A 19959-nucleotide genomic window follows, 5' to 3' on the forward strand; every position below is an offset into this window, starting at 1 on the left:
AACCTTCTACAATTAGCGAATATATCCGCCACCAAGTTGTTGTTCTGCCATCGCTACTAGACGTTTTGTAATTTCACCGCCTACAGAACCGTTTGCACGTGAAGAAGTATCAGCGCCAAGTTGTACACCAAACTCTTGTGCAATTTCATATTTCATTTGATCTAAAGCCGCTTGTGCTCCATGTGATGCTAATTGATTAGAATTACGATTTCTAGCCATTACCAATCACCTCCTTATTTATATATAAATTGTGTTAAATTTCAATTTAAATACATGGTAATTTTTGGTTATTATTTTTTTATAAAAAAAGAGTCTCTACGATGAGAGACTCTTACATCATTTTATATTAAGAAGTTACTACTTCTAAATTTCTATTTATTAATACTTTCATTTCTTCTTTTAATATATCTTTCGCATTATGTCCAAACCATTCGAGTGAAGCAAAATGGTTAGTACCTCTCACTTCCTGAATAATCTCATCATAATTTACGACACCTTCAAATAATGGAACCATACCAATTCGACTTCCCGCTGCTGCATATACATTATTCGGTTCAAACACATGTAAATAATCTGCTGACGATATATTCTTAAAATGATAATGTTGTATCCACGGCTTTAGTCGATGAAAGCTGTCTATTGGATTTGCTCCAGACTCCCATATATGAAGAAAATCCATGTTTATTTTCAAATTCGGATGATCTACTTCTCCTAATAATTCCAAAGTAGAAGGCAACGTATCCGTTAACGTATTTGGATGCGTTTCTAAAAGTACATACATATTATGCTGAGCAAATACTTCACAAATGATGCGAATACGATTCACATACTCTTTTCTCTCCTGTTCCGAGAAATCTTCGCTACCTTTTTGTCCAGCAAACGTACGAATTTTGTTCGTTTTAAACCAATTAGCTAGTATTGCAAGTTGTTCACATTTCTCTATCGTTTTTTCAAAATCTGCCGATAAGGATATGTCTAAGTAATCACTTATCATCGTAATTTCCAAGTTTTTATTCTTTAAACAATTCAATTCTCGTTCTGTCGTTTCATACTCTTGCATATACAAATTTTGTGCATGAGTACCCCACAATTCAATCCCTTCAAAACCGTTGTCATATGCAAATTGAACAATATCAGTAAATGAAATTAATTGATGACGAAAGGAAATAGTACATAATGAATATTTCATAGGTTCGAACTCCGATACGATAAACTTAACTAAATCTATACAATCCAATCAAATTTACACAAGTTAGTGCTTCAAAGTGTTCTCGCAACCCCGAAGGGACGAGGGGTATAACACTCCACACGAGGCAGTATCGTTACCTCCTATTATCAAGCAATTATTTTACCCATCTTGATAAATTTATCGCAGCATTTAAATCTCTATCGTGGTGGCTATTGCATGAAGCACAACACCACTCACGTATTTTTAAACTCCACTGTCCTTCTGGTTGAACTGAATGGTCGTATTTTACTCCGCAACATGAGCAAATCTTGCTTGAGGCGAACCATTTATCAGCTTTTACATACGCAATGCCGTACTTCTCGCACTTGTATGACAAACATTGAAAGAAGAAGTTTAATTTTTGAAATGAAAATGCTTTCGATAGTTTTTTGTTTTTTAACAGGTTTGAGATAGATAAGTCTTCCACAACAATCCTCATTGGTTTGGTTTTCACCAATTTAGCTGTCGCTTGATGGATATGGTTATTTCGGATATTCGTAATTTTCCTAGATAACCGCAGGTGCTCAGCTTTCGCTTTTTCATATCCGGCAGATTGAATTTTTACACCTTTTTAAATCTCCTAGACATATCTCTTTGTGCTGACTTTTTCCTTTTCAAAAGTTTTTTAACCTTGGCATCTTTGTTTATATTTCGTTCTTTCATACCATTAGAAGCTACAAACAGCTCTTTTAAACCAACATCCACACCAATCGACTCATCGGTTAGTTCTTGTAATTCAAAGTCTTCTTGGAATCCTACACTAATCCACCAGTGACGACCGTCAAATGTAGCTCTTGGATTGGATGGTTTTTTGTTTCTTGGTAGTTGTTGGCTTGTTTTCACTTCTCCAATAGACTGAATATGAACTACTTTCTTTCCTATAATCAGTCTTTCATAATTAGCATAAAATCCTTGGATTACATCTTTTTTGGATTTATAAGAAGTGTGAGAACCATTTTTGTACTTTTTGAACGAATGTTTCCTCGCCGTATCAAAATCTTTTGAAGCCTGTTTGGGAACTTGTGCATTGATGTCTTTTAACCACTCATATCTCTTTCGCTTCTTGATCTTTGTAAATCGTTTCTGTAAAGCTAACTGTGAAACAGATTTTCCAAATAGCTTATAGTATCTATCACTCATTCTTTTACAATAGTTATAAGCAAATCTTGCAGCACCAGCATGGTTTCTAAGCACTTTTTCTTGTTCAGGCGTTGGAATTAGTCTAACTTTCTTCGCCAATATCATCAGAATGTAACTCCTTTAATGAAAGATTTGTTCTTCTGAATCGTAGCGTGTTCCACCAGCATTCTCCTAAGACTACCAGGATACAAACCTGTTAATTCCGATACTTGACTAACTCGTGAAAATTTCATTATTATTCTCACCTCATTGAACCAAACGTAGCACGTACGTTCGATAAATTCAATAAAGTTTGATAGATTCAATAAAATTTATCTTGTTCAACTAAGGGCGCAATTCCTTAGCCAGTTCTCTTATGAACTTCTCATGTTTTCACATGAGCGCAGACTATATGTTTATCTCTTTAGAGATAGAGGATTTTTCCACCACCATAGGCTTGTGGTGTACTCTCGTCAGTTATACGAGATAGTCGTTGAACGTTCATCTTATCCATTTTGACTTAGATGATTCGAGGCGGAAGACCCATTGTTCTAGTGTTTAGGATTTAACCTTGCATCATCTGATTGATTTTTTCTGCTTTCGCGACATTCACGCTCGCCATTTCTAGCCACGTTGTAGTTCAATCAGCTTTAGGGATTGCCCGCAGTTAACCCTCACTACTAGCCAATCACTTGACTAGCAGGGCTTACTGATATATTTAATTAACTTTCGTTATAATTGGTTAAATAAATCGTAACAGTTAGTTACCCTTATATTAAATTCAATGAACTTACACTAGTTAAGACAGACTGATTTTTCTCCATTTTTCTCCATTTTTCTCCATAACAAAAACTGTTTCTCTAGTTCACCCTTAATCTGCAGTTCAATTGCATTCATTTCATCCAACTTTTCAACAATTGCTAATAACATACCTTTATTATTCATCATTGCCATTTTAATTGCACGATACTGTACATTTGTAAATCCTTGTACAATATCTTCTACCCGATCACACCAATAATCAAACTCTTGCTCCGAATATTGCAACGTTTCACGGAAGTATGCAAAGGCATGTTCATAACTATATTTACGTATTGCGAGTACTGGTATTTGTTTGACTGCCGCTACAAGACTAGAAAGCGAATACCCTTCTACTTCATTTGCCATTTTTATAATTAAATTTTTCAGCTCCATAGTCAATTCATTATCGTTTCTTTTGAAAGTTTCTATGAAATAACTCGCTACCATTTCTTCTGTTGGCTCCTGAATTTTTTCTATATCAATGAAATACCCTCCGCCAAATGGGTTATCTCGAACAGAGTGAAGTACTTTTTCTCTTTCCATATTCCCTTCCCAGCGAAAATCAGGATCTAGCATGAACCATTCTTCTTCTTTCTCTGTCTTTGATATCATTAAGTAATGCGGAAACGGTTTTTGATGGAATTTATTTTCCCTCTCTGGCAATAGAGACATATCAACCATTACAATGACATAGCGATTCTCTGGCGTGTTTTCTACTAATTGTAAAAACGTTTCTACATTGCTATCCTTATCTTTTGCATGATCATACCATTCGTTCACTTTTATGCCATACAACTTTTCATACCATAATAAATAATTATCGTGGTTAATATTTTCGGAGTGATACGAAATAATGCCGCCTTCTGTTATATCAAAATCGCCGTCCCATAGTCCGAAATAAAAGGGACGAAAATCAATATCGCTACGCCTTTTTATAATTTCGCAAAAACAACTCACTAAACAGTGCACTTTAATTGAAGTCATATTCTCATCCACTTTCCTAAAGGCTAATTATTTACATTTACTTCTTATACCGGTTGTAACTCCTCCATAAAATCAAGTAAAGATCCTACAGTAAGAAACGCTTTTGGGTCTACCTCATCCTCTGGAACGCATAGCTTTACATCCATTTCTATGTATACTATAAGCTGTAACATCATTACCGAATCTATATATAAATCTTGGTTCAAACGCATCGTTTCTTCTAAATGTGTTACATTTTTTAGTTCCATTTTTTCTATCATAATTTTCAAAATTTCATTTTTTAATGTTTCACGTCTCATGTTGTAACCTCTCCCATCTCTAGTAGCTTTCTACTTACTTTTCCAGTTTTATTTTTCGGAATCTCAGTTACACTTTCAATCTCATGTGGAACTTTATAAGATGGTAAATGCTGCATACACCATTCTCTTATTCGCACTGGATCAACATGGGAGATGACTTTCGCTTTAACAATTTCGCCCATCACGGGATGTTTCCCTCGATATACAATTGCCTCTTGAACACCTTCTAGTCGAAGCATTGTTTCTTCTACCTCTAAAGGAAAGACTTTTAATCCTGAAACGTTAATCACATCATCCATGCGCCCCATAAAATGAAGGCCTCGCTCCGTCTTATACCCCAAATCTTTCGTGAAAATTTCCTTATCGTTCATTTTCACTACGATTTCTTCAGGCATATTTTCATCTGAACCGATGCTTATACTCGCATGAGGTAGTGGCTTCCCTAAATCTAAATGGCTTTTCATATCATGACATATACTAATACAACCTGCTTCAGAACAACCATATTGCTGCATCATATATGTTGTCGTTTCTTTTAGTTTATAAAATAATGCTTCTGGCAAAGGTGCTCCAGATGTCATAATTTTATGAAACTGATACGTTCCTTGCGGGAAACTCCCCATAATATGTAACATAAGTGGTACTGCATATATGATATGTTTTTCTGTATGGCGAACGATATTTAATGCGAATTTAGGGTTTTTATTCGTAATGATGATAGGTTTACTTCCCCTTGTAATTGCAGATAACGTACCACATATTAGTCCGTATGAATGTGAAACAGGAGCCATAACGATCGGCACTTCATCTACTTCACAGTTTAAAGCTTCATTATAAGCAGTAATTTCTGTATCCACTTCCGTCCATGCTCTACGAATCAGTTTTGGTTCTCCTGTTGTTCCAGAACTATATTGCAATAAAGACGGCTCTTCTAATAAAGCGTTCACTACTTCTAATTTCGTAAAACCGCTATATTCTCCATATAAAATCCCAATACAATTTGCACGCTTTGCCATTTCAATAGCCGTTTCTTTTGGCGTATCTTCATGTATAAGTAAAACTGAGGCTTTCTTTTCTTTTAAGAAAAACACAAGCGTAATAATATCGAATGGATCTTTCAGACAAAGCGCAAACCTATTTCCTACTACTTCTTGAAATTGCTCCATTTCCTCATAAACTTGTAACCTCAAATCAAAATCACTTTTGCTATACTCTTCTTTATTAACGATTAGCATAATTTCCCCCTGTAACAACTGAATTTTGTTTGTTTAGTTGTCTTGCTCTATACAATGGATTTGGAACTTCATGAACGAGCGATTCCACATCCATATATAATCGACGCTTCGTTAATTGCTCAGCATAGAATGTAGGAGTGTATAGCTGAATACTTTCAAATCTATCTTTCAAGTGTGGATATTTTCTAAAATGATTTTCAATTTCTTCGACAACTATCATCCAAAAACTTTCTTCTTTCCAATCATATTCATCCGTAAGTACGAAAGCTAATTCTCCTACATTAAATAAGAACAGTGCATCTAATACCATCTCTTGTAAACATTCAATACGATCCATTTCAAAGAAATCATTCATTTTTCCATTCGCATACGTTTTATGCATTTTAGTAAAGTCCGGACATTTATTAACTTCTTTTAAGAATGGACGATAAAACTCAAGTCCTTCATGGAAATCCTTTAATGCAATACGGACAGGTAACCCTTCTTTATGAACTAAAATCATATTTTGTCCGTGTGATTCTAACGCCATCCCATGCTCTACAACAAGATGTATAACTGGTATGATTGCTTTTCGAATCAGTAATCGTAGCCAATTTTCTATCCCATATTTGTTTAACCATGTATCAATAACTGGTGTACCATCTTTCTCTTTTGCATATAAGCCGTTAAAGGGAACCGCATCCTCTTGCTCATCTAAATGAAGATGAACACTTTCACGCCAAATGCATCCTAATGAACCATATGTGGCTTTCTTATTCGTATCATACGTTACACTCGAAAATTCTTTTAACAAAATGATGCGTGATTCATCCCTTAAATAAGAATCCCGACTTACGATATCACTTAACCAATTCGATATAGCTGGTGCACTCACAACTGAATATGGTTTCAGCGTACGAAGTGTTGAAGTGTTAAGTATGTTCAACGACAACTTTACATATGGTCTCTTTGGATGCGTAACATTTCTTAACGTCCTCATTGATTGTTGCGCGCAATAATCATCCGCTGATTGTCCTAAATAAATAATATTTTTATCCTGTATATGATCAGCGTAATTTGGAATGATGAAATTCTCCCATTGCCAAGGATGAACAGGTATAAACACGTACTGTTTTGGATTACATCCCGCACTATGAATTCGTTCCATATACGTTTCTAATGTATGCGCGCCTATCTCACCTTTTAAAATATTGTCATAAACCACTTCATTTTCATAACCTGCAGCTGCATATTTCTTATGGGCTGCAATCCATATAAGTTTTATTGGCCTCATAAATTCATATCCATATTGAAAATTGTCGCGATATTGAAATCCAATGCGCGCTTTATAGCTAGGATGATATGGGTGACCGTCTATTAAATGGCTTTCAAAGTCATCGTATGATTTTTGAGTATATTTCACCTTATTATGTCTTTCATATTGCGCAACCGTGTCCTTAAATATCGTTTGTTCTAATTCGTGAATAAAAGAATCTAATTTCGTTTGTTCTACGTTAACAACTCGAAAAACTTCTTCTAAAAATTGCGAAACTGATTGTACTTCTTGTTTTTCCTCTTGAAATCTTACTATTAATGAATCTATAGAAATACGTCCAAATGTCATTCGTTCTCTTCCATAGCATTTATACGTGACACTTTTGTTCTCTTCATCAAGTCCTTGTATTATAAAGAGAATTTGTTCTTCACTTTCTATACGAACTGGCGTAATGATTCTCTCATAAATTAACGATTCTACTAATTGACGTAACACTCTTCTTCGCACTGAAATGTAATCTTCTGATTCAAGCGCCTTCAATATTTTCGTATGATACATGTCCACCCTCATAACCCCCTCCACCTTACGGGAAATACCATTATTTGTATTACGTGAAATTTTAACGTTATTTATGAACGAACAGCCACTTCTCTAACGAGCGGATTCTGTACCTGTACGTAAATTGCTTGTTCTAAAGGATTACTTAACTCATCGACATCAAAAAATCTCGTTAATAAATTGGCTTTACATGCCAACTTATCCTCTTCTAACAATTCTCTTAAAAAGGTAGAAGGCTCACGGTTATAAGGAAGGAACGACTCAAGTACAGATCTTAATTCAGAGAGAAGAATTTCCTCCTGAATTAATCCTGCTGTGCCAAAACCGTTAATGAGTCCAAACATATGATTAAAAATTAAGTAGTAACGAAATCTTTCATCTACAATATAATCGTCATATAAATTTCCAGTACGTTCTCCAATACCAGCTAACTCATTATTAAGCATCTCTTTCATTGAATTACAGAAATAAAACCCTTGATTATCACGGAAATAATATTTAACCGGATAACCGTCCTTTAGCTGAACAACACTATTTTGCTGATGAGCTTCTAATGCAACACCATAACGTAAATACATCCATACCATCGGCTTTAAAGAAATATTCATATATCGTCTGAACCACTCTAAACTGACTTCTTCGCAGCTTCTACTTTCTACATCTGCTAGTCGATGAATAATATTCGATAAACGAGTACGTTCTCCAGGTATAGCATCTTGAACTAGTCCAGCAATTAATGTAGCGTCATTTGCATGTTCTCTATAAAAAGGATTTTCTCGTATTATTACTTCAAATCCAGATTCTTCTGCTCCGTAATTTAATGTAATAAATGCTGGATCACAAATAAAATCAAAACCCGGAAACTTTTCTAGCACTTCACCAATCGCTGTATTTAGCATTTCCTTTCCTTCAAGACCACTTTCTAGTTCCTTCAATTTGTTAATGCGCATTGAATTTGTTACTTTTACTGGAAATGAAAACTTAAGCATATATTTTGAGTGGGGATGATATAACGTCCTAAGTGATGATGTTGCCATATAATACTTACCGGCCGGACCGATATATTCAAGTACTCCTTGATTTAACCAATCCTGTACGTAAGATTGGTGTAATAGCCATTCTGCCTGAAGGGGATGAATTGGAAGTAATGAATATTCATCTTCCTTACAATACTTCGATATAAATTCCTTACTCACCATCTCATCATTACGTAACTCTTCTTTTAGAATTACTGTTGCAGAATCAAATAATAATGATTTTTCATTTACTATACTTTTATGTGCTCTAAAATAATGAAGCTGACATTCTCCTTTTAATTCTGGAGAATACATTGCGTTTTTCCATTCCAAAATACCTTGTCTACTCTTTGGCGTTGGATGCGTTAAATGTCCAAATAATAAAGATTGCTCCGCCTCTATAAAGGATGTATGGAAACCGTATAATACAGATGTATCTTTTATTCTCTCTTTTATAAATTCCTCAATATTTTGACAACTGCGTATAACTCGAAGCATAAGTTCGGCAGGATTCGTCCCTTCTCCGTAGTTGATAGACATCTCTTTTATTAAGAATGTAATAACTGTAACGTAATCTGCTTTTATAATATTCTTATTTTCTCCCATTTGATAATAAAATTGTTCTCCAAACAAGTGGCGATCTGTTGCTGATTTATATATAACTTCTCCATACAAAGTAACGTTCTGCGCCGATAGTCGGCAACATAAATATGTGGGGACTGTATCTCTATTCAACGTATTACTGAAGATACTTACTATTCTTTCATCCTCCGTAATCCATTCTCCACTCCCTGTTTCTCTTAAATAACAGTTTAAAAAGCTTTGTAATGTTGCATGTTCTGCGATTTGTTTCGCATGCTGCATGTTGGTCCTCCTCTTTATATTAACGCTATGAGAATTTCATATTACAATTGATAATTGAATATCTTTATCAACTATGATTCTAATTGATAATGATATTCAATTCAATAGTATATTTCAGAATTTTTTTATCTAATTTAATTTTCCTTGTTTTCTCTCTTTTCTTTAATCTAGTTAAAAATACACGAAAAAAATTCTCACTTTCAAACTACATACTTACTTTTTTCATTAGTAATCCCCTTCAAAATAGTTAAACAAAAGAGGTATACCTTAATTGGTATACCTCTTTCAAACATAAAGTTTACATAATAATATTATTTATATCCCTCCAACAATATGCTGTCTCTTCTACCTGTACTCGCTCTAAAAATTTTGTATCAATTTTTTCTGGATTATATTTTTCATAAAACTTTTTAGAAGGATTATTCGTAACAACCCAAACTAAAAGTGATTGCATATCATTGTTTATACATTCCGATAATAAAGCTTGAAATAACTTTTGTCCTATTTTCATTCCTTGATACTCTTGTAAAAGGTAGATCGCATATAATTCCCCGTCACAATTATATGCACCACTTCTTTCAACTCCCCCGTCAATGAACCCAATTATTGTTCCATCTAACGTCTCTGCTACAAATCTATATGGGTATTTATCTTCTTGTTGAAAAATGGTTTCCCATTGTTTTTCTCGTTGCTCATATGTTATATTTTCTAAAATTTCGTCAGCAAATATCCCTTTATACGTTGTTTTCCAGCTATCAGCATGCACCTTTGCTATACCTGGTATATCATCTTTTATTGCTCTTCTAATATGTATTTCCATCATTTCTCCCCCTTGTTTACTCATCATTATATCAATTTATTCCCTTAAAAATCCAAATAAAAAAAGAGTGAATTCACTTCACTCTTTTTTTCACAATTATCTACTTTCCACTTCAACTGAAACTACTCGGTCAATCTCTTTTAGGGAACTATATAACTCTGTTGTATATAAATCCTCTGGAGCTAAAATAACCATCTCCAGTTGCTGAAATGCTCCACTATCTATATCTTTAATTTTCACTCGTTTCACATGCATACCTAAATTTTTGATTTGCTTAAATATACCATCTAACTCATGATGCTCTTTTACAGTAATTTTTATAGATAAATCCTTTTGTCTTAATGAATACGGACCTGCAATTTTCACAAGTTGTGGAAGTACGTTAATTGCTAAAATAATTAAAATCATAGCAACCGTCGCTTGTAAATAAAATCCCGCCCCAATTGCTATACCTAAAGCTGAAGCAGCCCACACCATAGAAGCTGTCGTTAATCCAGAAATAACGTCATTACTTCTTCGTAAAATAACACCTGCCCCAAGAAAACCAATCCCACTCACAATTTGAGCAGCTAGACGCATTGGATCCATATTTGTATGCCCTGGAACAGAATATACATGTACGGCTTCAATTGAAACCATCGTAATTAAACAACTTGCTACAGAAATAACCATACTTGTTTTCACACCAAGTGGTTTATTCTTTAGCTGCCTATCTATCCCGATGAATAATCCTAAAAAGAGTGCTAAACCTAATTTGAGTAAAAATTCATATGACATATTTCCATTCTCCTTACTTTACAATGTTTCCCTTGGAATAATTCACTATAACTCTTTTATGATATCAATTCCAGCCTTTTCTATTCATTTAACGTAAAAAGCCGAAAAAACATTTGTGACGATGTTTCTCCGGCTTTTTATTATGCTTAAGATTCTTCTTTATTTCTGATCTTTAATCTTAATCTCTGCATCTTTGTAGAATGCTAATTTACTGTCATTATACTCTTTTGTAAAATTGTTAAATTGCTCTTTTGATTTTTGTGCTTCCACAGTTGATTCATTAACAGCTTTAACTTTTTCACCAATCTCTTTTAATTTCGTTTCTTTTACTTTTAATTTTTCATACAGTTCTTTTTCAGTCGCTAACGCCTTCGTATAATTTTCATTCATCTTCTGGAATGCATCATAACGGTTTTTATACGACTCTTCTACTGCTTTCGCTTGTTTTTGTAACTTCTTATCTTCAAGCTTCTCTATATTTCCTTGCACAGATTTCGTTTCTTTCTGAGCTTTTTCTAGCATTTCTTTCTCAGTTTTTAATACTTTTTCACGGTCATCTACATTTGCAGTAGCTTGCTCTATCTTCTTCATAACAGCGTCATTATGATCTTTACCTTCTTGTAAAATTTGAGAATATAGCTCTTGACCTTCCTTCTCTAACTTCTCTAACTTCTTCGCTTCATCAACTAATGATTTTTCTTGTGTTGCCGCTGTTTCAAAAGCTGTATAAAGATTTTCTTCTGGTTTTTCACCGAAACAACCTGTTAATAGTCCTACTGATAGTGCTCCAACTACTGCTACTTTTCTATACTTCAACGTTCATTCCTCCATTACATACGGTTATCATGCCAGAAATTCACTGGGAAGTGACTCTCTTCATGATAAGCTTCAAACTCATAACCCTTTTCTTTTAACCCTTTTAAAATTGCTGGCACAGCAGCAACTGATTGTGGGTGAATGTCATGCATTAAAATAACTTCCTGTGGTTTTGTTGCATTTGTTATTACGTTTTGAGCAATTTGTGCTGCCGCTGCATCAACTTGCACTTTGTTATATTTCCAATCTAATGAATCAATTGTCCAATCCCATACTTTAAAACCGCCCTCTACCACTTTGTTTCGAAGACCTTCATTTAATCCAGGCATCGAACCGTATGGCGGACGTGTTAATTTAGGTGATTTTCCAATAATATTTGCGATTAAGCTTTGATCTTCTTTCATTTCATTTACATACTCGCCATTTTTATATAACTTTGCAAAATTATGTGTCATACTATGCATACCTACATAATGACCCTCTGCATTTTCACGTTTCACTAAATCCGGAAATTCTTTCACATTCGCTCCAATTAAAAAGAACGTCGCCTTCGCATCATGCTGTTTTAACATATTTAACAATTCAGCCGTATATTTCCCTGGGCCATCATCAAATGTAAGATAAGCAACTTTTCTTTCTTTCCCATTAAAACGACTTGGTGCCGTTTTATTCATTTCTACTTTCGGTTGTTCACTTGCAAGCTGTACTACGTTTTCTTGTTTTGCAACAGCCTTTGCTGGTGACGTAATGGATTGAAACATGAAATACCCAATAGCTACTGCTGCAATCGCTATTAAAACGACTACTACTCGTTTAATTTTAAAAGCTTTTTCCATTCTATCGAATTCCTCTCCCTATTAATCTTATATATAAATCACCCAATATAATTATACATCTATTTATTTTATTACACTATATAAACAGACCTATATATGTATTATAATGGGAGTTTTATCAAAATGGTTGTTCCTATTCCTTCTTTACTTATAAAACTAAGTGTACCTCCATGAAGCTCTACCATTTTTTTAACGATAGCTAAACCAAGACCGGCACCTGTAGCGTGGTTATTAATCTGGTAAAATGACTGTTCTATATATGGTAAATGCTCTTTAGCAATTCCAACCCCTTCGTCTTTCACCTTGATCACTGCTTGTCCTTCATTTTTAGTCGCTTCAATATATACTTTACCATTTTTATGTGAATATTTAATGGCATTTTGAACAATATTCAAGAAAACTTGCTTTAGCCTATTTCGATCTCCCATCAATTCAATTCGTTCTATAGTTTTAATGAATTGCATTTGCTTCTCTTCAGCATTAGGAGTTAATTGCCAAATCGTCTCCTCTAGTATATCGTATAATTGCACCTTTTGTTTATATAAATTGAAATGATTTGATTGTAATCTTGAAAAATCTAGCAATTCTTCTACTAAATGAATCAATCGGTCTGTTTCACCTGATATAATTCCCATGCCTTGCTTTATCTCTTCTTCCGTTAAATGATCTACCGTTTTTAACGTCTCACTCCAACCTTTAATTCCAGTTAAAGGCGTTCGTATTTCATGAGAAACCGAAGCAATGAATTCATTTTTCATCTGTTCCGCTTGTTCTATTTTATTAGACATATGATTTAAACTATGTGCCAGCTCACCTAATTCACCAGGATAATCCTCTTTAATTTTATTTTTCAACGTTCCTTCTGCGATTTGTGAGGATGCTTGAATGATAGATTCAATTGGCTCAACAAATGAATTGGCTAAGCGCCTGCTAATTAAGAATACAATGCCTGAAATAACAATACCTACAGAAATAGTAAACATAATGATTTCGATAATCTTTGCATTTACATTCGTTAAAACAGTCGTATATTTCAAAATACCTATCGTTTGTCCTTGATGAATAAGTGGACTAATCACTTCTAATTGTTTCACATTTTCTTTCGTAGTAGTCACTTGATGGTACATTTCTCCTTCTAGTAACGAATACGGAATAACTACTTTACCTTCTACCTTTTGTCCACTTGACGACTGAATAATTGTGCCATGGCGATCAATTAATTGTAATTCAGTTCCTTCTAACTGAAAGCTCTCAATTATATCCCCGCTGTATTCTTGCAAACGAATAAAGTATAGTGAATTGTATTCAGAGAAAAATCGTGTACTTGTCTTCGCATGAGATTCTATATATTGCACAATACCATTATAATAATATCGATAAATGGAGACTGAAAATACGACTTCAAATAATACAAGCATAAGTATAATGACCGTCATAAAATATAAAGTCACTTTTCTTTTCATCTTATGCTTTCCTTCCACACATATCCTTTTCCCCACACAGTAAGGATAAATTCAGGTTCTGATGGATTACATTCTATCTTTTGACGTAACCGTCTCATATTTACATCTACTACTTTCGTCTCACCTACATAATTCGTTCCCCAAATCATATTTAAAATTTCATCACGCGAAACCGGCTTTGAAGCCTGATTCATTAAATATTGTAATATCATATACTCTGTAGGGGTTAAATCGACTAATTGTCCACTTTTATATAATCTCTCTTCTATAACATTTAACGAAAACGGGCCAGATATGATCGTATTCGCTTTTTCATCATGTACTTCTATTCTTCTTAGTAACGATTGTATACGTGCAGTTAATTCCACTGGACTAAACGGCTTTGCGATATAATCATCTGCACCAATTCCTAGTCCTTGTACTTTATCTTCATTTTGTACGCGTGCGGTTAACATAATAATACCTATTTTTTTATTTTCTTCCCGGATGGATTTACAAACTTGAAAACCATCAATTCCTGGTAACATTACATCAAGCAATGCTAGATCAACAGTATGTTCACATAAAATCTGTAACGCCTCTTCTCCCGTACTAGCTTCTAACACATAAAATCCAGCACGTTTCAAATTTAAGACGATAAAACTACGGATAGGCATTTCATCTTCTAAAACTAAAATTGTTGGCATAATTTCCACCTCCCTACTCTTGTTGATAATCCGCTAGCGGTTTTACATATGCTTTCACTTTTTCAAATTGTGGTTGTTTCGGTACGGCGTATACGTGAGAAGCCGTTTTCACTGCTGCCTCGTAACCTTTTATTTTGAACCATTCTTTCCGCTTAAATATATGGACTTCAAGCCATAGTTCATTTGTCGTAGTATCTATAAACTTTTGAACATCTGATGCTTCTCGCTGAACTGGGATAGTTATTTTTCCAATTAACGTTTGCGGGATTTTGACAAAATAACCTTTCTCTATATTTACATATCTTTCTTCTATCGGTTTAATTCCATCTTCACTCCACTGAATATAACGTTCAAACATCGTACTCTCTCCGTACGATACTTCTTCCCAACCTTTTGGACGCACTGTACGAACAAATTCAATAATGCCGTCTTCATTTATATCTTTGCTTTCGACTACATAATCATTGAATAAATCTTCTTTTCCATCTATAGGTAGTGGCTCATAATGACCCTTATCAAATTTTGCTACATATGTTATCCCTGAATGAGCGCCAACACCTGCGTCAATTACAACCGCCTTTAGTGATTTAGAAATGCGGCCCATTTGTATTCTTTGAATGCTATTTATAAATGGATCGAATGACGCTTCAGATAAAGTCTTAAATTGTTCCATGAACTCAACTGTCAATTTCTCATCCTTTTCATACGTAACAAGGCTTATATCTTTCAATCCATTTTCATTTAAATCCTCTATGAATAACTTCGTATAACTTCGATTATATATTTCCTTCATATCTTCATTTTCTTCTGAAAAAACATACATAACATGTTCTAACGATTCACGGTTGATAGAAATTCCGATTAATAACTCTCGCTTCCCGTTCCCTGTAAAATCACCGACTTCAACGATATCTACATCTCCACCATCAAATCTATGTGTGGACTTTACTTTCCAGCCATTTCCGACTTCTTCATATACGGCTAAATATACGCTATGATCTTCATTCGGCAATTTATAAAACAAGATGGCTTCTTTCTTATTATCTTGTTTAAAATCCATTGACCAAATCATCTGTTTATCTTTATTAGACATTGGAGTAAGCAATCGATAATTAACAGGCAAATCTTTATCTACTTGCTCTTTTAGTTCATTAATCCATTTTTCATTGGCAGGAGCATCCATTAAACTTGTTGGAGCTTCAGACATTTTACATCCAGTCAACATAAAAATGATTCCCATAATGCCTATCCATTTCTGCATATGATATCTTTCCTTATTACAGATTTTCATTATTTTTCTTTACTTTTTGCTTCTCCAATATTCTCATACATATGAGTATAATTTTTCTAAAATAAAAAATCGTTACAGAAAAGTTACAAATCCATTCCGATGAACGAAACAAAAGAGTTCAACCTACCTTTTGACAGCAATTCATCTCCACCTGAATTGTTGGGTTTCACCCGTAACACAAATCAGATGGAGTCTTCTTTCCAAAAGGGATAAAAAAAGATTGGCAAAGGCCAATCTTTTTTTATTATTCATTTCGAACTGGTTTTGGTGTTACACCTAAATGCTCATTTAATTTTTTTGAAATATCTTTTACATTTTTTTCGTTTGGAATGTAATAATAAATACCTCCGATACGTTTATCCGTACCTTCTATTTGCATTTTTTCCATTTCTAAATTAGATCCTGCCATATTTTTTGTAATCGCAAGCATATCATCGAAAGTTAAGTTCGTTTTCATATTTTTATCAACCGCATCAAGTAAAGAACCCATTTTGCTAATTGATTGCACAGACATCGCTTTTTTTGCAATTGCTTCTATTACAAGTTGTTGTCTTTGTCCACGCATTGCGTCACTATCAATTTTACGCGTTCTTGCAAGTGCAAGTGCTTGTTCTCCATTTAAATGTTGGAAGCCTTTTTCTAAATGAATCATACCCGCTTGGTCTTTACTATCTTGCTCTGTGAAAGTAACAGGTACATCAATATCAATACCACCAAGTGAATCGACAATTTGTACGAATGATTCAAAGTTAAACTTCACATAATAATCAACAGGAACATTTAAAAATCTTTCCACTGTATCTCGTGTACTTTCAACACCACCAAATACGTGTGCATGTGTAATTTTATCTAATTTCTTTCTAGATGGAATATATACACGTGAATCACGCGGAATACTTACTAATTTAACTGATTTATCATCTTTATTAATTGTTGCTAATAAAAGTGCATCTGTGCGAACAGCTTCACCATATTGACTTTTTCGCATTTCACTACCATCTACACCCATAATTAAAATAGAGATGTTATCCTTTAAAGGCTCAACTTGTTTATCACGTTTTGATGATTTATCAATTTGTGCATACGCATCACTTACAACCGCTTTTGCTTTATTATATATTAATGATCCATATCCTACTCCTCCAAAAATAAGTAGGAAAAATGGAATTAAAATGAACCATTTTATTGACCTTCTTTTAGAACGTTTTTTATTGCTTCTCGTATTTTGTTCTAATTCAGAGCTCATCTTCATTCGCCTCTCTTTCTCTTTCCCTAGTATAATGTATGTCTAACAATCTTCATATTGAATTTCCTTTCAAACACCTTACATTTTTGTAAGGTTACATGATGAATCCAATATGTATTCCATTTCACATTATACTCTCGTGCTTATTTTTGGCAAGTCACTATTTTTCAACTTCAAAAATTTAACGCTTCGTAACATCCGAAATTACAGATTTATAAATTTATTCGTTTCGAACCCTTCAATTTTCACCTAAAAAATTAGTAATGCAACAATACAATACATTTCATATTATCCCTCAAGCGGTGTATACATTGTTTTCTTCCCATGATTATATATAACAGCGGATTTTGCTTTTAGTTTCGCCTTATCTATTTCTATCTCTTCATTTGAGAAATTCACAATAACTTTAATATCTTTTCCATATGAAGCAGATTGGACTAATTTTTCTTCTGACAAATATGCAAAATTCGTCATTTCTTCTTTTACTGCCTTTTTATGAACTTCATTCCAAACTTTCAGATGCTGCGTAATTTCTTGTTTATGCTTATTCCACTCTACTTCATCTAAATGGTACAACGGAGGAACATTATACAATAACTCATATAGCATACGGTTTCCTACCTCATCTTTTACTTTCAAGCTTCCCCATTCCCAGTGATGCGTTGTAATTACAGAATCGTTGTATACTAATTTATATAACGGTACCGAATATACTGGATTTAAATATACTTGTTTATATTCTTCTTTCAACGGTACTTGTTTTGCATATTTTTCTGGAACATTTTGATTCGGTGACCAATATCCACCCACATAATACGGACTTGTTTTATTTTTCCTCATATCTTCATCGTCCCATTTAATAACCGGCGTTTCAATGCCGTGAGCAAATGCAATCGTGCTACTTGCAAAGTCATTTCCACCTTCTGAACCAACTACCATACCTTTTTCTTGTGCAATATAATCCATGCGTTGCAACCTTGCTTTTAAATCTTGTTCTTGTGTTGTTATATGTTTGGCCGAATAGTCATCATAAATTTCACCTGTCGCATCACAATCAATAAACCATGAATTATATTTAGGTCCATTTTGTAATATATCGTTCATTCGCTCTTTTACACTAGGAAGAGATAAAGTTGGATTTAATTTTCGCCCTCTACCTAAAAACCCTTGCACTTTTTCTCCATTGTTCTTCGTCACAGTTGCCTCTTCATATAACGATGGATCATGAAAAGAAGCTGTATTCCAATTTTTATCAGCCTTTTCGTGAATAGAATGGTAAGAATCATACGGACCAACTAAATATCCCATTTTCTTAGCTTCTGTCACGAAATCAGGCTGCATATACCCTTGTTCCCAGTTCGGTAACCCAATCCACGCATTGTCTATTCCTGCTGCTTTCATCTCCTTTATAATATCCGTTCCATCTGCCTTACCCCATTTACTTACTTCTTCAACCGCATCACCGAGCGCCGACTTTAATACATGTTTATTTAAGTCATATAACTCCATCTTCGATAACTGATCCACGCCTTTGTTTAATAACTCACTAGCCTTCTGATCAACCTTTGGGAAAATATCCTTTTTATACAATTCCTTCATTGATAATACTTCATTTACATAACGCAAAATAACATTTTTTTGGTACTGATCAATGAAATCTTGTTTACTTACTTGCTCAAATACATTCAATTCTCCAGGCTCCGAACTATTCTTTTGAATAAGCTCTTTTATATGGCTAAACACAGGACTATTTATTTTCTCTCTTATCTTTGGCCAATTTACGTTACTGTCAGACAAACCATTTTGATTCCAAAAATAAAAATGAGCCGCACCATAAAGTTTTTCAATCTCTTTATTTTTTCTAGCCTTTTCTTGCAATGTTTTAAATTCACCTTTTCTAGCAATAGTATCCTTATACAATTTAGCAATACTGACTGCATCATTATTTGTCACATATAATTGAAATCCATATGCTTTATTTTTATTTATACGCGGGAATTCATGTATAAAATCAAATCCTATTTTCGGATCCGAATGAAATTTCAATTCATTATTAAACATATTGTTCGCAATATATACAATGGAATATTTCGAACCATTTAACGCAAAAAACTTCATAGAAAATGATTCAACAAATGAATATGCATCATCCTTTAAAAACTTCTTCCAATTTTCATCATTACTCGGAATTTGCTTACCTTCCCATAACGGAAGTGTATAATTTTCAGCTTGTACTTTCGGCCACGTAAAGCTTTCTGCACCAGTCGATTCCACTTCAATATTTAAGTGATCTTTTTTCTTTTCTACATTCACTTTTACTTTTTGATCTGGATATTCCCAAGATGTACGATCCTTGACTTTTTTCACATTCGAAACCTTCATTTTCGGTAACGGCTGTGACGCCTGTTCCTTTACACCATCATGTTCTACAGTTAACATGAAAGTCTCTGGATTTACATCGTAAGTAAACTCTTTATACGTCGCTTTCTTTACTTCAGACTCTTGTACAGTCTTGTTACCTTTTACATCACACCCAACTAAAGTCGAAAATGACATAGTTGTAAGAAGACATATTGCTATCATTTTTTTCATCTTCTGCACCTCCACCACTGAATATACAGGGGCTTTGTTACAGAAATGTGGCAAAAAAATAGAACCAGCATAA

General features: G+C 34.0%; 17 protein-coding genes and 1 pseudogene. All 18 read right to left on the reverse strand.

Translation table 11 applies throughout. The features are described 5' to 3' along the window. Positions 1-12: 12 nt before the first annotated feature. Positions 13-219, reverse strand: a complete 207-nt coding sequence (locus K5S59_RS06715) for an alpha/beta-type small acid-soluble spore protein (protein ID WP_000113544.1) — start codon at positions 217-219, stop codon at positions 13-15. Between the two features lie 127 nt (positions 220-346). Then, complete coding sequence (locus tag K5S59_RS06720; RefSeq protein WP_000877666.1) at positions 347-1189, reverse strand: sugar phosphate isomerase/epimerase family protein; 843 nt, start codon at positions 1187-1189, stop codon at positions 347-349. 154 nt (positions 1190-1343) lie between these two features. Beyond that, positions 1344-2473: pseudogene (locus tag K5S59_RS06725) on the reverse strand (RNA-guided endonuclease InsQ/TnpB family protein). Then, positions 2473-2601 (reverse strand): hypothetical protein, encoded by a 129-nt coding sequence (locus K5S59_RS30100; RefSeq protein ID WP_000672788.1) that lies wholly within the window; start codon positions 2599-2601, stop codon positions 2473-2475. Before K5S59_RS30100 ends, K5S59_RS06725 begins: the two are co-directional and overlap by 1 nt. 541 nt (positions 2602-3142) lie before the next feature. Next, complete coding sequence (locus K5S59_RS06730) at positions 3143-4132, reverse strand: DUF6005 family protein (protein WP_120449866.1); 990 nt, start codon at positions 4130-4132, stop codon at positions 3143-3145. A gap of 44 nt (positions 4133-4176) precedes the next feature. Then, positions 4177-4431, reverse strand: a complete 255-nt coding sequence (gene asbD, locus K5S59_RS06735; RefSeq protein WP_001250754.1) for a petrobactin biosynthesis protein AsbD — start codon at positions 4429-4431, stop codon at positions 4177-4179. Next, positions 4428-5666, reverse strand: a complete 1239-nt coding sequence (gene asbC / locus K5S59_RS06740) for a 3,4-dihydroxybenzoic acid-AMP ligase AsbC (RefSeq protein WP_098258266.1) — start codon at positions 5664-5666, stop codon at positions 4428-4430. Before asbC ends, asbD begins: the two co-directional genes overlap by 4 nt. Further along, entirely contained in the window at positions 5653-7491 is a 1839-nt protein-coding gene (locus tag K5S59_RS06745) for an IucA/IucC family protein (protein WP_033656034.1), read from the reverse strand. Before K5S59_RS06745 ends, asbC begins: the two co-directional genes overlap by 14 nt. 59 nt (positions 7492-7550) lie before the next feature. Next, positions 7551-9359 (reverse strand): IucA/IucC family protein, encoded by a 1809-nt coding sequence (locus K5S59_RS06750; RefSeq protein WP_098258267.1) that lies wholly within the window; start codon positions 9357-9359, stop codon positions 7551-7553. Positions 9360-9657: 298 nt separating this feature from the next. Further along, complete coding sequence (locus tag K5S59_RS06755; protein WP_002071419.1) at positions 9658-10206, reverse strand: GNAT family N-acetyltransferase; 549 nt, start codon at positions 10204-10206, stop codon at positions 9658-9660. Between the two features lie 69 nt (positions 10207-10275). Beyond that, the gene (locus tag K5S59_RS06760) at positions 10276-10956 is read right to left on the reverse strand and encodes an MgtC/SapB family protein (RefSeq protein ID WP_000119503.1); all 681 of its coding nucleotides are present in this window, start codon (positions 10954-10956) and stop codon (positions 10276-10278) included. A gap of 159 nt (positions 10957-11115) precedes the next feature. Then, on the reverse strand, positions 11116-11772 hold the full coding sequence (locus tag K5S59_RS06765) for a YkyA family protein (protein WP_000877377.1): 657 nt from the start codon (positions 11770-11772) through the stop codon (positions 11116-11118). 14 nt (positions 11773-11786) lie between these two features. After that, positions 11787-12608 (reverse strand): peptidoglycan-N-acetylglucosamine deacetylase, encoded by an 822-nt coding sequence (locus K5S59_RS06770; RefSeq protein ID WP_000409392.1) that lies wholly within the window; start codon positions 12606-12608, stop codon positions 11787-11789. 101 nt (positions 12609-12709) lie between these two features. Further along, entirely contained in the window at positions 12710-14071 is a 1362-nt protein-coding gene (locus tag K5S59_RS06775; protein WP_098873312.1) for a sensor histidine kinase, read from the reverse strand. Next, positions 14068-14757 carry a response regulator transcription factor gene (locus K5S59_RS06780; RefSeq protein WP_001142158.1) on the reverse strand — a complete coding sequence of 230 codons (690 nt, stop codon included), beginning with the start codon at positions 14755-14757 and terminating at the stop codon, positions 14068-14070. The genes K5S59_RS06775 and K5S59_RS06780 overlap by 4 nt, the downstream gene beginning before the upstream one ends. A 13-nt stretch (positions 14758-14770) precedes the next feature. Continuing rightward, complete coding sequence (locus K5S59_RS06785; protein ID WP_120449863.1) at positions 14771-16018, reverse strand: hypothetical protein; 1248 nt, start codon at positions 16016-16018, stop codon at positions 14771-14773. Between the two features lie 274 nt (positions 16019-16292). Next, positions 16293-17294 (reverse strand): LCP family protein, encoded by a 1002-nt coding sequence (locus K5S59_RS06790; protein WP_120449861.1) that lies wholly within the window; start codon positions 17292-17294, stop codon positions 16293-16295. Positions 17295-17582: 288 nt separating this feature from the next. After that, a complete protein-coding gene (locus tag K5S59_RS06795; protein WP_000738138.1) occupies positions 17583-19886 on the reverse strand; it encodes a glycoside hydrolase in 2304 nt (767 codons plus the stop codon). Between the last annotated feature and the right edge of the window lie 73 nt (positions 19887-19959).

Source organism: Bacillus sp. BML-BC051, from assembly GCF_019656175.1.
Lineage (GTDB): Bacteria > Bacillota > Bacilli > Bacillales > Bacillaceae_G > Bacillus_A > Bacillus_A mobilis.

What these genes read in the sequence shown, in the direction of transcription:
- K5S59_RS06715 (WP_000113544.1), bottom strand. Translation starts at nt 219, where the DNA reads ATGGCTAGAAATCGTAATTCTAATCAATTAGCATCACATGGAGCACAA.
- K5S59_RS06720 (WP_000877666.1), bottom strand. Translation starts at nt 1,189, where the DNA reads ATGAAATATTCATTATGTACTATTTCCTTTCGTCATCAATTAATTTCA.
- K5S59_RS30100 (WP_000672788.1), bottom strand. Translation starts at nt 2,601, where the DNA reads ATGAAATTTTCACGAGTTAGTCAAGTATCGGAATTAACAGGTTTGTAT.
- K5S59_RS06730 (WP_120449866.1), bottom strand. Translation starts at nt 4,132, where the DNA reads ATGACTTCAATTAAAGTGCACTGTTTAGTGAGTTGTTTTTGCGAAATT.
- asbD (WP_001250754.1), bottom strand. Translation starts at nt 4,431, where the DNA reads ATGAGACGTGAAACATTAAAAAATGAAATTTTGAAAATTATGATAGAA.
- asbC (WP_098258266.1), bottom strand. Translation starts at nt 5,666, where the DNA reads ATGCTAATCGTTAATAAAGAAGAGTATAGCAAAAGTGATTTTGATTTG.
- K5S59_RS06745 (WP_033656034.1), bottom strand. Translation starts at nt 7,491, where the DNA reads ATGAGGGTGGACATGTATCATACGAAAATATTGAAGGCGCTTGAATCA.
- K5S59_RS06750 (WP_098258267.1), bottom strand. Translation starts at nt 9,359, where the DNA reads ATGCAGCATGCGAAACAAATCGCAGAACATGCAACATTACAAAGCTTT.
- K5S59_RS06755 (WP_002071419.1), bottom strand. Translation starts at nt 10,206, where the DNA reads ATGATGAGTAAACAAGGGGGAGAAATGATGGAAATACATATTAGAAGA.
- K5S59_RS06760 (WP_000119503.1), bottom strand. Translation starts at nt 10,956, where the DNA reads ATGTCATATGAATTTTTACTCAAATTAGGTTTAGCACTCTTTTTAGGA.
- K5S59_RS06770 (WP_000409392.1), bottom strand. Translation starts at nt 12,608, where the DNA reads ATGGAAAAAGCTTTTAAAATTAAACGAGTAGTAGTCGTTTTAATAGCG.
- K5S59_RS06775 (WP_098873312.1), bottom strand. Translation starts at nt 14,071, where the DNA reads ATGAAAAGAAAAGTGACTTTATATTTTATGACGGTCATTATACTTATG.
- K5S59_RS06780 (WP_001142158.1), bottom strand. Translation starts at nt 14,757, where the DNA reads ATGCCAACAATTTTAGTTTTAGAAGATGAAATGCCTATCCGTAGTTTT.
- K5S59_RS06785 (WP_120449863.1), bottom strand. Translation starts at nt 16,018, where the DNA reads ATGCAGAAATGGATAGGCATTATGGGAATCATTTTTATGTTGACTGGA.
- K5S59_RS06790 (WP_120449861.1), bottom strand. Translation starts at nt 17,294, where the DNA reads ATGAGCTCTGAATTAGAACAAAATACGAGAAGCAATAAAAAACGTTCT.
- K5S59_RS06795 (WP_000738138.1), bottom strand. Translation starts at nt 19,886, where the DNA reads ATGAAAAAAATGATAGCAATATGTCTTCTTACAACTATGTCATTTTCG.